The 12,866-nt window shown below is 68.4% G+C and carries 14 protein-coding genes and 2 pseudogenes; 9 read left to right on the top strand and 7 right to left on the bottom strand.

From position 1 onward, the window contains the following. Window positions 1-215 precede the first annotated feature (215 nt). The 3 genes and pseudogenes from ACQR3U_RS12840 to ACQR3U_RS12850 form a co-directional block, all read left to right on the top strand. A pseudogene (locus ACQR3U_RS12840) lies at window positions 216-446 on the top strand (DNA polymerase IV); the annotation flags it as partial. Window positions 447-495: 49 nt separating this feature from the next. Continuing rightward, complete coding sequence (locus ACQR3U_RS12845; protein ID WP_230810663.1) at window positions 496-2,493, top strand: ABC transporter ATP-binding protein; 1,998 nt, start codon at window positions 496-498, stop codon at window positions 2,491-2,493. Beyond that, entirely contained in the window at window positions 2,490-3,275 is a 786-nt protein-coding gene (locus ACQR3U_RS12850; RefSeq protein ID WP_230810662.1) for an energy-coupling factor transporter transmembrane component T family protein, read from the top strand. Before ACQR3U_RS12845 ends, ACQR3U_RS12850 begins: the two co-directional genes overlap by 4 nt. A gap of 4 nt (window positions 3,276-3,279) precedes the next feature. Here the strand turns inward: ACQR3U_RS12850 and ACQR3U_RS12855 are convergent, their stop codons facing one another. Further along, window positions 3,280-3,939 (bottom strand): DedA family protein, encoded by a 660-nt coding sequence (locus tag ACQR3U_RS12855; RefSeq protein WP_230810661.1) that lies wholly within the window; start codon window positions 3,937-3,939, stop codon window positions 3,280-3,282. Window positions 3,940-4,075: 136 nt separating this feature from the next. Here ACQR3U_RS12855 and ACQR3U_RS12860 point away from each other — a divergent pair, with 136 nt between their 5' ends. Next, entirely contained in the window at window positions 4,076-4,342 is a 267-nt protein-coding gene (locus tag ACQR3U_RS12860; protein WP_019288904.1) for a hypothetical protein, read from the top strand. Next, on the top strand, window positions 4,339-4,821 hold the full coding sequence (locus ACQR3U_RS12865; protein WP_006552866.1) for a flavin reductase family protein: 483 nt from the start codon (window positions 4,339-4,341) through the stop codon (window positions 4,819-4,821). The genes ACQR3U_RS12860 and ACQR3U_RS12865 overlap by 4 nt, the downstream gene beginning before the upstream one ends. Before the next feature lie 64 nt (window positions 4,822-4,885). Here ACQR3U_RS12865 and ACQR3U_RS12870 read toward each other — a convergent pair. Together ACQR3U_RS12870 and ACQR3U_RS12875 are read right to left on the bottom strand one after the other, a co-directional pair. Beyond that, window positions 4,886-6,489: pseudogene (locus ACQR3U_RS12870) on the bottom strand (MFS transporter). A gap of 90 nt (window positions 6,490-6,579) precedes the next feature. Beyond that, on the bottom strand, window positions 6,580-6,777 hold the full coding sequence (locus ACQR3U_RS12875) for a DUF4177 domain-containing protein (protein ID WP_006552868.1): 198 nt from the start codon (window positions 6,775-6,777) through the stop codon (window positions 6,580-6,582). Window positions 6,778-6,881: 104 nt separating this feature from the next. Here ACQR3U_RS12875 and ACQR3U_RS12880 point away from each other — a divergent pair, with 104 nt between their 5' ends. Continuing rightward, window positions 6,882-7,844, top strand: a complete 963-nt coding sequence (locus ACQR3U_RS12880; RefSeq protein ID WP_230810660.1) for an Acg family FMN-binding oxidoreductase — start codon at window positions 6,882-6,884, stop codon at window positions 7,842-7,844. Window positions 7,845-7,922: 78 nt separating this feature from the next. On the opposite strand, the gene ACQR3U_RS12885 is transcribed toward ACQR3U_RS12880, so the two are convergent. After that, window positions 7,923-8,360, bottom strand: a complete 438-nt coding sequence (locus ACQR3U_RS12885; RefSeq protein WP_372477601.1) for a PPOX class F420-dependent oxidoreductase — start codon at window positions 8,358-8,360, stop codon at window positions 7,923-7,925. Window positions 8,361-8,417: 57 nt separating this feature from the next. Here ACQR3U_RS12885 and ACQR3U_RS12890 point away from each other — a divergent pair, with 57 nt between their 5' ends. Further along, window positions 8,418-9,197, top strand: a complete 780-nt coding sequence (locus ACQR3U_RS12890; RefSeq protein ID WP_230810659.1) for a maleylpyruvate isomerase family mycothiol-dependent enzyme — start codon at window positions 8,418-8,420, stop codon at window positions 9,195-9,197. A gap of 102 nt (window positions 9,198-9,299) precedes the next feature. Here ACQR3U_RS12890 and ACQR3U_RS12895 read toward each other — a convergent pair whose 3' ends face one another. Both ACQR3U_RS12895 and ACQR3U_RS12900 read right to left on the bottom strand, forming a co-directional pair. Further along, the gene (locus ACQR3U_RS12895) at window positions 9,300-9,575 is read right to left on the bottom strand and encodes a hypothetical protein (RefSeq protein ID WP_006552872.1); all 276 of its coding nucleotides are present in this window, start codon (window positions 9,573-9,575) and stop codon (window positions 9,300-9,302) included. A 155-nt stretch (window positions 9,576-9,730) separates the two neighbouring features. Next, a complete protein-coding gene (locus tag ACQR3U_RS12900) occupies window positions 9,731-10,630 on the bottom strand; it encodes a helix-turn-helix domain-containing protein (protein ID WP_071934662.1) in 900 nt (299 codons plus the stop codon). Window positions 10,631-10,666: 36 nt separating this feature from the next. Between ACQR3U_RS12900 and ACQR3U_RS12905 the strand changes: the two genes are divergently transcribed. Then, on the top strand, window positions 10,667-11,227 hold the full coding sequence (locus tag ACQR3U_RS12905) for a TIGR03086 family metal-binding protein (protein ID WP_033098055.1): 561 nt from the start codon (window positions 10,667-10,669) through the stop codon (window positions 11,225-11,227). A 20-nt stretch (window positions 11,228-11,247) separates the two neighbouring features. Further along, window positions 11,248-12,156 (top strand): pseudouridine-5'-phosphate glycosidase, encoded by a 909-nt coding sequence (locus tag ACQR3U_RS12910; RefSeq protein WP_230810658.1) that lies wholly within the window; start codon window positions 11,248-11,250, stop codon window positions 12,154-12,156. Window positions 12,157-12,186: 30 nt separating this feature from the next. Here ACQR3U_RS12910 and ACQR3U_RS12915 read toward each other — a convergent pair whose 3' ends face one another. After that, complete coding sequence (locus ACQR3U_RS12915) at window positions 12,187-12,852, bottom strand: NUDIX hydrolase (protein WP_024103645.1); 666 nt, start codon at window positions 12,850-12,852, stop codon at window positions 12,187-12,189. Between the last annotated feature and the right edge of the window lie 14 nt (window positions 12,853-12,866).

A 12,866-nucleotide genomic window follows, 5' to 3' on the forward strand; every position in this document is an offset into this window, starting at 1 on the left:
GAGCGGTTCCGGCGTGCGCCTCGTGCGCCGGAACTGCCCGGGTCTACAGGGATCAACATCCACCACCTGTCTCAGACAGGTTGACAACTACCGAATTGCCATAGCGGACGGCAAGAGCGGTAGCGAATGCTCGAGGCAAGGACTGTTCGGTCGATCCGCACCGCTCACCCGGAATCCGGGCCCGCACCCGTGGCGAGCGTCCTACGGTTGTCGGCATGGGCACGCCCGGCATCGACCAGTGGGTCCTTCACGTCGACCTCGACCAGTTCATCGCCGCGGTCGAGGTTCTGCGCAATCCGGAATTGGCGGGCCGGCCGGTGGTGGTCGGCGGTCGCGGCGATCCCACCGCGCGCGGAGTGGTCTCCACCGCCTCCTACGAGGCGCGCGAGCACGGGGTGGGATCGGGGATGCCACTGCGGGTCGCCGTGCGCAAGATCCCCGACGCGGGAACGTGCGGTCGCACTAGCGGCTGGCAGACTGGACCCGGTGCGATCGGTGACCAGGACACGGGGACCTCTACGACCACCGGAGGCCGCCGCAGCGGCGGTCTTCGGGACGTTGACGGCTGTGCTGTCGGTCGTCGCGGGACTGATACCCGTCGGTGTCGCCCAGGTGCTCGTGGCGCTCCCCGTCGCCTTCCTCGGCGCCACCGGCCGCCTGCGCGCGATCGTCGCTGCGACGGTCGCCGCCGGTGTCGTGGCGCTCGTGGCCGGTGGGCCGTTCGCCGTCGCCGCGGTCGTCGTCCTCTCCGGGATCGGAACGCTCGTCGGGTTCGCGCACAGGCGGTGGGGTCACGCGGCGGTGCTCGCGGTGCTGGCCGGATCCATCCCGGCCGGGCTGCTGCTCGCGGCCGCCGCCTGCGGTCTGCTGTTGCTGTTCGACCGGACCCGGGTGCTGCTGCTCGAGGCACTGGAAGCCTCGATGCGCGGCACGCTCCGGGCGTTCGAGGCAGCGGGGGCCGGCCAGCAGTTCGTCGACACCTGGGACCGGACCCTCGAGATCATGGTGCGGCTGTGGTGGGTGTGGATCGGTGGCGCAGTGCTGGTCGGGACCGTGGGCACCGCACTGCTGTGCTTCGGGATCTTCCGGGTGGTCGCCCTGCGCAGTACGTGGGCGACCCGATCGATCGATTGGCCCGAGCAGGACCCCACAGCCGACCCGGCTCCGCTGCCCGTCGCACTGCGTCTGGTCGGTTACCGGTATCCGGGAACCGAGCGCGACGCCCTGTCGGACATCGACCTCACGATCGAACCGGGAGAGTTCGTCGCGATCGTCGGCGGCAACGGCTCGGGCAAGTCGACACTCGTGCGGCTGCTCGCGGGACTCGAGCCGACCGTCGGCCTGGTCGACCGGCCCGGACCCGTCGGGCCGGGACGACCCGGTGGCACCGCGATGATCCTGCAGCATCCCGAGAGCCAGGTGCTCGGCCGCACCGTCGCCGAGGACCTGCGGTGGGGGATCGACGACGTCGACGTCGACGATCTGCTCGCCCGCGTCGGCCTGGTCGGAATGGAGGATCGCGCCACGGAGGATCTGTCCGGCGGGCAACTGCAGCGACTGGCACTGGCGGGCGCACTCGCCCGGCGACCCGCACTGCTCATCGCCGACGAGATCACCGCGATGGTCGACGCCGACAGCCGCGCGGACCTAATCCGCCTGCTTGCCGACGTCGCGCGGGAGGGCACCGCGGTCGTGCTCGTCACCCACCTCGACGACGAGGCCCGCGCCGCCGACCGGATCGTGCACATCGCCGACGGCCGGATCGTCCCGCGGGTCGCGGCGCCGCCACCCCCGGCGCCGGTGCCTGCTACCGTCCCGTCCTTCCCGCAGCCGATCCTCGAACTGCGCGACGTCACGCACATCTACGCGGCCGGCACACCCTGGGCACACACCGCGCTGCGCGAGGTGTCGCTGACGATCTGCCGCGGTGAAGGGGTACTGGTCGTCGGGGAGAACGGTTCGGGCAAGTCCACGCTCGCGTGGATCGTCGCCGGACTGATGCGCCCCACGCGCGGAACGGCCGTGCTGCACGACACCCCGACGGCCGATCTGCACGGAGAAGTGGGCATGGTCTTCCAGCAGGCACGGCTGCAATTGCAACGACCGACCGTGGCCCAGGAGATCTCCGAGGTGGCCGGGCTTCCGCACACCGACCGCGGCTACGTCGCCGCCGTCCTGCACCGGGTGGGTCTGCGTCCCGAACTGATCGACCGGCCGATCGACCGGCTCAGCGGAGGCGAGATGCGGCGGGTCGCGATCGCCGCCCAACTCGCCCGCACCCCGCGGGTGCTCGTGCTCGACGAACCGCTGGCCGGACTGGACCTGCAGGGCCGCCGCGAGGTCGTGTCGATCCTCGCCCATCTACGCGCGGTCGAGCACGTCACCGTCGTCGTCATCTCCCACGACCTGCACGGAATGGAAGAGGTGTGTTCACGCACCGTGGTACTCGAGGACGGACGCATCGTGGAGCAGACGGGAGCGGTGATCGCATGAGTCGCACACGCACACGCACGCGCACACGCCAGCGGCGCCCGATCATCCTGCTGCGGCCCGTGCCTCGGGAGACACCCCTGCACCGGGTGTGGGCCGGCACGAAGGTCCTGTCGGCAGCGGCGCTGTCGGTGGCGGCGAGCTTCGCTCCGAGCTGGACCGGACTCGGCATCCTGCTCAGCGTGCTGGTCGTGGGTGTGCTCGTCGCACGGATCCCGCGCGGGGTGGTCCCGACGATTCCGTGGTGGGTGTTCGCGGTCCTCGCCGTCGGCCTGGTCCTCAACGCCGCCGGCGGCGGACTCACCGCCTACGTCCGGACGATCCTGCTCGGCGTGGGTTTGCTGGTCCTTGCGTCGCTGGTCGGGTGGACGACGCGACTGTCCGACCTCGTCGACGCCCTGCCCGTGTTGTTCGCCCCGCTGCGACTGTTACGGCTACCCGTCGACGAATGGGTGACGGTGTGCGCGCTGGCGCTGCGGATGCTGCCGACCGTTCGCGCCGAGATGCGGGTGCTGTTCGCCGCGCGCAAGGTCCGCGGCCGGCCCGGCATCCGCACTCCGGCGGGATGGTGGCAGGAGGTGGCCGACTCCGTCGGCGCGGTGGTGTCGGTGTCGATGCGGCAGGTCCGCGATCTCGGCGATGCGCTGTCGGTGCGGGGTCCTCGATCGGCGACCCGCCGGGGTCCTCGATCGGCGACCCGCCCGCCACTGCGACTGCGGCTTGGAGACGTCGTCACCGTCCTGGTCGTCGCAGGCGCGTGCACGGCGATCACCGTGTGGGGTTGACCCGTCAGTTGCGGTTGTGCGAAGCGGTGTCCTTCGAACGCGAGCGGATGCGCCGGACGATCCCGTAGCCGATCACCGCCACGACGACGGCGATCACGACGTACTGCAGCGCCGAGGCATACGGTTCCACGGCGCTCCAGTTCTCGCCGAGCTGATAACCGGCCAGCACGAAGATCGAGTTCCAGATGAGGCTGCCCGCGGTGGTGAACGCGAGGAACTGCCAGATCGGCATCCGTGTGACACCGGCGGGGATGGAGATGAGGCTCCGGAAGACGGGCACCATCCGGCCGAAGAAGACGGCCTTGCGTCCGTGCCGCTGGAACCAGGCGGTCGAACGGTCGAGGTCCTCGACATCGACGAGTGGAAGCTTCCGCACGACCGCGCGAATCCTGTCCTCACCCACCCAACGGCCGATCGAATAGAGACCGAGAGCGCCGACCACGGAACCGAGGGTCGTCCAGAACAGCGCACCGAACAGGGTGAAACTGCCCAGGCTCGCGGCGAACCCGGCGAGCGGCAGGATGACCTCGCTGGGAAGCGGCGGAAAGAAGTTCTCGAGAGCGATCGCGATGCCGGCGCCGACACCGCCGAGGCGATCCATCAACTCGAGCGCCCATCCTGCGAGACCGTCCGTGGGGGCTGACTGTGAATCCGCGACACTCATCCACCCGACCCTACCGAGGGGTCGTCGAGGTTTCCGCTCGTACGGATCGAAACAGTTCCGGTCTGCTCGATCGGCGAGAAGGATGGCGGCGAATGTCGCTCTCCACCCCGAGGGCCGATCCGGAAGGTGATCTCCAGTGACGATCGTTGTCGTCGCGGGCAACCCGAAGCTCGCGTCCCGCACCCTCGACGCCGGAGCCCGCCTCGCCACGGCCCTCACCGGACGAGAGCCCGATCACGTTGTGGATGTGATCACACTCGGTGGTAGAACTGGGGCGCTATGCCCAGCCCCCGGCCTGTATCTTCACGATTCGACCTACACAACCGAGATCCGTATTGCGGACTACGCCGAACGCTGGTCGTCGGTGCTGTCCGCCGCACTTCGAAACGAGGCCGCCTCATGACCACTCTCGACGGACCGTCTCTGCGCCAGGCATTCGCGCACGTCCCCTCGGGCGTCGTCGCGATCTGCGCGGAGATGGACGGAGAGCGGATCGGGATGGCGGCGAGCACTTTCGTGCCGGTGTCGCTCGATCCGCCGCTCGTCTCGTTCTGCGTACAGAACACCTCGACCACATGGCCGCGTCTGGCGTCGCTCCCGCATCTCGGCATCAGCGTGCTGAGCGAGGAGCACGACGGTGCCGCGCGGGTGCTCGCCGCGAAGAACGGCGATCGCTTCGCCGGGATCGACATCGAGAGCCGCGAAGGCGGCGCGCTGTTCGTCTCGGGCACGAGCGTGCGCATGGACGTGACTGTGCAGCAGGAGGTTCCGGCGGGCGACCACGCGATCGTCGTACTGCGCATCAACGAACTGCTCACCGACGCCGATGTCGAACCCATCGTGTTCCACCGCAGTTCGTTCCGTCGACTGCTCGCGTCCTGACCTGCATACGATCGATTTCGGTGGTTCCACCCCCGCTCAGCGCGGGTGGAACCACCGAAGTTCTCTAGGGCGGTGGTGTTCCGACCGATCGTCGCGGCAGCCGTCCGGTTCCGAACAGCGCCGCGATCGCGAGGAGCGCTGTCACAGCGAACGCGGCGCGTAGCCCTTCGAGTCGAGCGTCGGCGTTGACCGCGACGAGTGCTTCCGTTGTGGACGGGTCGACACCCGCCTCGTCGAGCCCGGCCCGCAACTGGGTCGTGGACAGGAACGGCACACCGGAGGCCAGCTCGGTCGTCGCCTGCTGCTGCACCGACGGCGGGATGTCGGAGTTGTCCTCGATTCCGGCAACGACCGATGTGGTGAGGGTGGCGATCAGGATCGATCCGATCAGTGCGGTGCCCAGCGACGCCCCGAGATTCGTTGCGGTGTTCTGCACACCGCCGACTTCGGCGCTCTGGGAATCCGGTACCGACGAGACCGTGATCGCGCCGAGCTGGGACGCCAACGCTCCCAGGCCGAGACCCATCAACAACATCGGTATCGACACCACGGCCGCATCGGCACCCGGGTCCATACCGGCAACGAGGATCAGGATCCCCAGGATCATCGAACCCAGACCCATACGCACCACGCGTCGGGGATCGGCGTGGGGTCGCACTTTCGGGATCACCGTTGCGGCCAGCACCAGCGCGATCGACAACGGCAGGATCCGCACACCTGTCTGGACTGCGCTGAGTTCGAGTACGACCGACAGGAAGAGAGGGACGGAGAAGAAGACTCCGGCCTGCACCGCGAACTGTGCGAAGAACATCGTCAGACCACCGACGAGCTGTCGGTTGGCGAACAGCCCCGGATCGATCAGCGGGTCGCGACCCTTGCTGACGAGAGCGCTCTGCCATCGCATGAATGCATAGAGCACCAGCGAGCCCGCGACGAGAAGCCAGATGACCGGGGACAGACCCAGTACGGCGGGTGCGCCCGGCTCGGCCCGCACCCAGCCCCATTCGCTCGAACGCAGGACGCCGTAGACGACGGATCCCAGACCGAGTACGGACAGTGCGGATCCCACGAGGTCGAGGTGGACGCGGTGAGGGGGAACGTCCTCGATGCGGCGCAGCACCAGCAGGATCAGCACCACCAGGACGACCTCGCCGAAGAAGACGTAGCGCCACGACGCGAACGTCGTGACGGCCCCGCCCAGCAACGGACCCACGGCCACGGCCGATGCACCGGCCGCCGCGACCAGACCGTACGCTGCGGAACGTCGCTCGGGAGCGAAGTTGGCCGCGACGAGCGAGACGATCGCCGGCATGATCAGGGCCGCGCCGATGCCTTCGAGCAACGACCAGCCCACCAGTAGGACCGCGAGGTTCGGGGCGAGTCCGGTGGTGAACGAGCCGATGCCGTAGATGACCAGTCCGACACCGAACGCGCACGTCGACCGAGGATCGTGCCGACCTTCCCGCCGGTGATCATCAAGGATGCCATCACGAGGGTGTAGAGGGTGATCGCGGTCTGGATGCCGGTGATCGTGGTGCCGACGTCCTGCGCGACGGTCGCCATCGACACGTTCATCACCGAGCTGTCGAGCGTCATCAGGAACTGGCCCGACGCCAGCACTGCGAGTACCAGTGTCGAACCCGAGCGGACCTCCGGCTGCGACGACACCTGTCCGTCCTTCGGCTCAGGTCGCCGGCAACGGCCGACAGGAGCTACTGCCGCTACCGGTGGGCACCGGCATCCGCTGCGACATGACTTCTATTCTTCGCGTTCGAACGTCACGAGCATTCCCTCGACGCCACCGGGACCGATCCGTCCCTTGATGTCGGCGGAGGTGATCGCCTTCAGGCGCCACCCATCTCGGGCATGATCGTTGAGGATCTTCTCGAGCTTGCCGCCGGACATCTTCCCGCCGAGCATGCCCTCGCGGATCTCGATCACCTTGTACGAGTACACCCGTTCAGCTTACGGTCGTCCCGCGAGAATCTCGTCGAAATCCGACGGCTGTACGTGACACTGGAAGGTGACGTTTTCGGAACCCGGAGGCAGCAGTGGAGACGATGCCGGACCGTCGGACTCTCGAGTCGGCAGTTGCGCTCGCGAGTCGATCGCCGTCGCTTCACAACAGTCAGCCGTGGCGGTGGACTCTGGACGCGGACGAGCTTGCGCTGTTCAGCGACAGTGATCGCATCCTTCCGGCCACCGATCCGTCCGGTCGTCAGATGGTGTTGTCCTGTGGAGCAGTGCTGCACCATCTGCGGGTGGCGCTCACCGCCCGGCACTGGGCCACGGTGGTCGAACGGATGCCGGACGCGACGAATCGTCGTTGTCTCGCGACGCTGCGCTTCCGCCGAGTTGACGCGGTGACCGACACCGACCTCCGGATGGCAGAGGCGATCGGCCGCCGACGTACCGAGCGGTTACCGATGGGGGCTCCGCAGGAGTGGGCTCGGACCGAGAGCGCTCTGCAGATGTTCGCCGAGCCCGCGGGTGTCCGCCTGAGTGCCATCGCCGAACACGAGCGACCTGCACTGGAAGAGTTGTCCCGTCGCATCGGCGGTCAGCGTCGCTCCGATGCGGCCTACCAGACGGAACTTTCCTGGTGGGCCGGGCACGGGATGCACCCGGACGGAATACCTCCGGACGCACTCCCACCGGGACGGCGCACGGTAGCGACGGAGCGGGAGTTCCCTCCCGGCAACGCGACCGGCGAGTCGGCAGAGACGGAGGACCGAGCCGCGATACTTCTCCTGTCGACCACGACGGACACGCGGCTCGACTGGCTGCGGAGCGGTGAAGCCCTATCGGCCGTGCTCCTCGCGTGCACCGCCCGTGGACTGGCCACCTGCTCCGTCACGCACCTGACGGAATCCGAATCCTCACGTGCGTTCCTGCGGGAAACGGCCCGCATCGAGGGCGTGCCGCAAGTGATGATCCGGGTCGGTGTACGCGCGGGACCGGGTCCGGATGCGGCGACGCCGCGCCGTCCGACTTCCGCGATTCTGTTCCGCAAGCAATCCTGATCCCGAACTTCGGTGTTCCCGACCGAGCTCAGCGACGTCGAAACCACCAGAATCGTTCGAGGACAACAAAAGTCCGGATCAGCGGGCGGTGCCGTAGAAGCGGGAGACCCGTACACGCAGCAGCAACCTGCGATCGGCGACCATCGCGGCCCGGAAGTCGTCCCAGTCCGGATGCTCGCCCTGCACCGCTCGATACAACTCGACGAGCTGCTCGACGGTGTCGTCGTGGGGGTCCGCGGCCACCGGCGTCAGCTCGGCCTCGCCCTCCGCGACGGCGTAGGACCACTTGTCGTCGGAGTCGACGAACAGGCTCACACGCGGGTCGCGGCGCACGTTCCGGGTCTTTGCCCGGTCGTCGGTGATGGAGACGGAGAACGTGCGGGTCGCGGGCTCGTACCGGTAGGTGACGTTCGACAACTGGGGTCGCCCGTCGCGCTTGATCGTCGCGAGCACAGCGACACCGGTGGGAGGGAACAGGGCTTCGAGTGCGCTCTCGTCGGCCGGCATGGCGCCCAGCCTACGGCCGACCGTGCAGAATCGGGGCGGGTATCGGGCCGAGTACGAAGGGTAGGCATGCTGGACTACGCGCGTTACTGCGGAGAGATCGTCGAACAGACGGAACTGCTGGTGGACTCACTGGCCGGGCAGGACATGACCACACCGGTGCCGTCGTGCCCGGGATGGAACCTCGGTCAGCTCGCCCGACACATCGGCTACGGCCACCGCTGGGCGAGCGAGGCGGTCCGCGGTGAAGGGTCGATGCCGCGCACCGACCGCGCGATGCGGGAGTTGGCGGACTACGTCGACGAGGATCCGGACGAGCTGATTCCGTGGTTACGGGAAGGAGCGCGCGAATTCGGGGCCGCGTTGCGGGAGGTCGGTCCGAACATGCGGGTGTGGACACCGATCCCGGGTGGCAAGAAGACCCCGGAGTTCTTCGCCCGACGCTTCGCCCACGAGACCGTGGTGCATCGCGCCGACGCTGCACTCGCACTGGGAGCGGACTTCGAGCCGGCCCACGATCTTGCGGTGGACTGCGTGGACGAATGGCTCGACCTGGCGGTCGTCACCTGGCCACGACTCGATGTCGAACGGCACCGCGCGTTGCACGGACCCGACCGGACGCTGCATTTCCACGCGACGGACACGTCGGCGGAATGGGTCGTGGACCTGTCCGGCGAGGACTTCGCGTGGCGGCATACCCACGAGAAGAGTGCCGTGGCGGTACGCGGCCCGCTGACGGAACTGCTGTTGGTGCTCTATCGTCGGCGCGCTGTGGGCGCAGCCGACGTGGAGGTCTTCGGCGACTCCGGGTTCCTGGCGTCCTGGCTCGACGTCAGTCCCTTCGGATAGAACGCACAGCGGGTGGCCGCACCGCGACGGGCCCGAGTGGTCGCACCGCGACGGGCCCGAGTAGTCGCACCGCGACGGCGAGACGCGGCCCCCACCTATGAACTAGACCGACAGGCGCGAGGCCGAGTACGCGTGGCGGATCGCGTCGAGTGCGCTGGTGCAGGGAATATGAGCTTCCTGCAGCGAATGGATCACCTCGGCGATCGGTCCGGACTGCTCGAAGGCGCTACCGGCGGCGACGGCCCAGGCGACTTCGCCGGGCTCGAACGTCCGGGTGGGCTTCCATCCTCGCTGAGGAGCGAGCTCGCGCAGAGTGCTCCAGTGTGCGACCTCGTCCGCATCCGGACGTCCGATGAAAAGTAGGCGGTCGTGTCCCACGGTGAACCCCTTCGTTCCTTCTCGTGCTTCGACAGGTAGGTCGTCTTCACTGTGCGCTTCGTTACATTCACCTGATCGAGAAGCGTCGCAGGTTTAGGACCTTCCACTATGTGGTACACCCGCCCGAATCCGACGGACCTGTCGGACAAGGGCGATCATCCACCGCCGTAGCGAGCCGCGAACGCGCCCGGCGTCATGCCCATGACCCTCGCGAAATCACGTACGAAATGCGGCTGGTCGGCGTAACCGAGGACCGCGGCGACCTCCGACAACGAACCGGGTTTCTCGCGCAGGCGACCGGCGGCCTCCTGCAGTCGCCGCCGCTGGATCAGCCACTTCGGGGTCAGCCCGATCCGTCGCTGGACGAGGCGTTGCAGCGCGCGCTCGCCGAGACCGAACTCCGCGCGCACCTGCTCGACCCGCAGGACGTCGGAGTTCTCCTCGACGAACGCCACCACCCGGTTGACCAGTCGCCCCTCCTCATCGATCGGCAGATGGGCGCGCAGCACGTCGTCGAACGCCTCCGTCGCGGCGCGGTGCGACTCGCGAGAGTCCGGGCCGTGTGCCATCGCCTCCCGAACCCGCGTGATCAGACGCGCGCCGGCATCGCCGAGGACATCGGTGAGGTCGACGGCCCGGTCGGTGAACGCCGCGAGCGAGGTGCCCGTGATCAGTGCCCCGGCCGCCGGGCTGAGCATGGACCCGACCGCCCAGCCCTCGCCGGTGAGGGTGACCGTGGACAGTCCGTGTTCGACACCGTAGAAGCGCGCGTAATCGTGCGCAACCACCAGTTGGCAGACCGGATAGCGCAGCACCCGCTGGGGTGCCTCCCGCCCGGCCGGCACCGACCACACGGGAATCCAGTACCGCTGCATCAGATCCGTGAGGTCGGAAGCGGCGGGATAACGGTGGATGGTGTGCGAGGCGTCGTGCGGATCCTTCAGGTGGGCACGTTCGATGTCGTCGCGACCGCCGACGCGGTCGGTGTCGTCGCGACCGCCGACACGGTCGGTGTCGTCGTGACCGCCGAGGGGGTCGCCGCCGTCGGGTTTCATCAATACCTCACGCTCGCCGGTCGTCAGTATCGAGTCATGAATACAACAGCACTGCGACACGCAGAGGCCGACAAGCCGCTCACCGACGTGATCTCGTCGCTCCGCGGCACCGACTGGGATGCGCAGTCGCCGTGTGAGGGGTGGACGGCGCGCGACGTCCTGGCCCACGTCATCGACACGCAGCGGGACTTCTTCGCCGGACGCGGCGTCGAGATGGGGGAGCGGCCCGAGACCGACCGTCCTGTCGAGGCGTGGAGGACGCACACGGCACGGATCGCCGAGATCCTCGCGGACGACTCGTTCGTCTCGACGACATACGACGGATACTTCGGGCCGACCACGGTGGGTGCGACCTTCGAACAGTTCTACCTCTGGGACATGCTCGTGCATCGCTGGGACATCGCACGCAGCGCGGGGGTCGATGTGACCTTCTCGGACGCCGAACTCGACCGGATGGAGGCCGGCGCCGACAGTTTCGGCGACGCGCTCTACATGGACGGTGTCTGTGCTCCGGCGGTGCCGGTTCCCGAGGACGCAGACCGCACGGCCCGGATCCTCGCGAAGATGGGACGTCGCACGGCCGCGTCGATCGGTTAGGCCGCGTTATCGTCGGTCGTATGAGCGAAACGATCCGCGTCGCGGACTACGTGCGCGAAGCGATCGCGGCCGGACGGCCGGTCGTGGCGCTCGAATCGACGATCTTCACACACGGCCTCACCCGGCCACGCAACGTCGAGGTCGCCCTCGAGGCCGAGAAATGTCTGCGCGATTCCGGGGTGCTGCCCGCGACCATCGGGGTTGTCGACGGCACGCCGACGGTCGGTTTGTCGGAACAGCAGATCCGCATGCTCGGTGCCGAGGACGTCCCGGTCGTCAAGCTCGGTAGCCGCGACCTGCCGGTCGCGGCGGCGAAGGGATTGCACGGGGGGACCACGGTGTCGGCGACGGCGCTGCTCGCGCATCGCGCCGGGATCGACGTATTCGCCACCGGCGGCCTGGGCGGCGTGCATCGGGGGGCTTCGTCGACCTTCGACGAGAGCGCGGATCTCGTTGCGCTGTCGACACTTCCGATCCTCGTGGTGAGCGGCGGCGTCAAATCCGTCCTCGACATCCCTGCCACACTCGAACGGCTCGAGACGCTCGGGGTGGTCGTGGTCGGCTATCGGACCACGCGTTCTCCCGGCTTCTATGTGCGCGACAGCGGCTGCGATGTCGACGAGGTGGAGTCGGCGGAGCAGGCCGCGGCGGTGGCGCGGGCGCGGGACGGGCTGGGTCTGCGGGCGGCGGTGCTCGTCGGGAATCCGGTGGCGGCCGAGGCTCAGATCGATCCGGAACTGCACGATCGCGTGCTCGCCGAGGCCGAACACGCCGCAGCCGAGGCCGGGACACGCGGCAAGGCGATCACCCCGTTCCTGCTCGAACACATGCACCGGGCCACCGAGGGGCGCTCGCTCGAGACGAATTTCGCGGTCTATCGCGGGAACGTCGCGGTCGCCGCGGAGATCGCGCACGCGCTGGCGTCCTGATTCTTCATTGCAGGCCGACGGCCTGATTTCTCACTGCAGGAGGAAGGCGGCGGTGGACGACGGCAGGGGAGTGCCGCGCCGGCGGTAGATCTCGGCGGGCCGGCCCGTGCCCTCCCTGTGCAGTTCGCCGGTGGGTTCGAGGCCGTGCAGCAGGTGCCGGCGGAAGGTGTCCTTGGGATAGCTGCGGGCATAGACGGTCTCGTACAGCAGCCGCAGGTCGAGCACGGTGAACTGCTCGCCGAGGAAGTTGCCGGGGTCGACCTCGGCGGAGTACCTGCGTCGCAGGTCGGCGACGGCCAGGTCGACGATCTCGGCATGGTCGAAGGCGAGGTCGGAGGTCTCGGTGGTCGGCACGAGATACGCCTCGGCGGGGATCTCGGCGACCGGCACCGCGGCGCCGTGGGCCATCGACAGCACCCACCCGCGGTCGTCGCGCTCGGGATCGTCGAGCATGGCCAGCTGGTGGAAGTCGACACCCGTGAGTCCGGCCTTGTCGCGCAGGGCGCGTTCGGCGGCCTCGGCGAGTCGCTCACCGGGGTGCAGGAAGGTGCCCGGCAGGGCGAAGGTCCCGTCGGGACGTTCGACGACCAGTACCTTCAGTACTTCGTCGATGGTGAGGACGGCGACGTCCACGGCCACCGAGGGGCGCGGGTAGTCGGTGAGCGACCTGCCGGTCGAGTCGGTCGGTGTACCCATGATGGACATTCAAT

The organism is Rhodococcus sp. IEGM1339 (genome assembly GCF_050321925.1).
Lineage (GTDB): Bacteria > Actinomycetota > Actinomycetes > Mycobacteriales > Mycobacteriaceae > Rhodococcus > Rhodococcus pyridinivorans.

What these genes read in the sequence shown, in the direction of transcription:
- ACQR3U_RS12850 (WP_230810662.1), top strand. Translation starts at nt 2,490, where the DNA reads ATGAGTCGCACACGCACACGCACGCGCACACGCCAGCGGCGCCCGATC.
- ACQR3U_RS12855 (WP_230810661.1), bottom strand. Translation starts at nt 3,939, where the DNA reads ATGAGTGTCGCGGATTCACAGTCAGCCCCCACGGACGGTCTCGCAGGA.
- ACQR3U_RS12865 (WP_006552866.1), top strand. Translation starts at nt 4,339, where the DNA reads ATGACCACTCTCGACGGACCGTCTCTGCGCCAGGCATTCGCGCACGTC.
- ACQR3U_RS12880 (WP_230810660.1), top strand. Translation starts at nt 6,882, where the DNA reads ATGCCGGACCGTCGGACTCTCGAGTCGGCAGTTGCGCTCGCGAGTCGA.
- ACQR3U_RS12890 (WP_230810659.1), top strand. Translation starts at nt 8,418, where the DNA reads ATGCTGGACTACGCGCGTTACTGCGGAGAGATCGTCGAACAGACGGAA.
- ACQR3U_RS12900 (WP_071934662.1), bottom strand. Translation starts at nt 10,630, where the DNA reads ATGAAACCCGACGGCGGCGACCCCCTCGGCGGTCACGACGACACCGAC.
- ACQR3U_RS12905 (WP_033098055.1), top strand. Translation starts at nt 10,667, where the DNA reads ATGAATACAACAGCACTGCGACACGCAGAGGCCGACAAGCCGCTCACC.
- ACQR3U_RS12910 (WP_230810658.1), top strand. Translation starts at nt 11,248, where the DNA reads ATGAGCGAAACGATCCGCGTCGCGGACTACGTGCGCGAAGCGATCGCG.
- ACQR3U_RS12915 (WP_024103645.1), bottom strand. Translation starts at nt 12,852, where the DNA reads ATGGGTACACCGACCGACTCGACCGGCAGGTCGCTCACCGACTACCCG.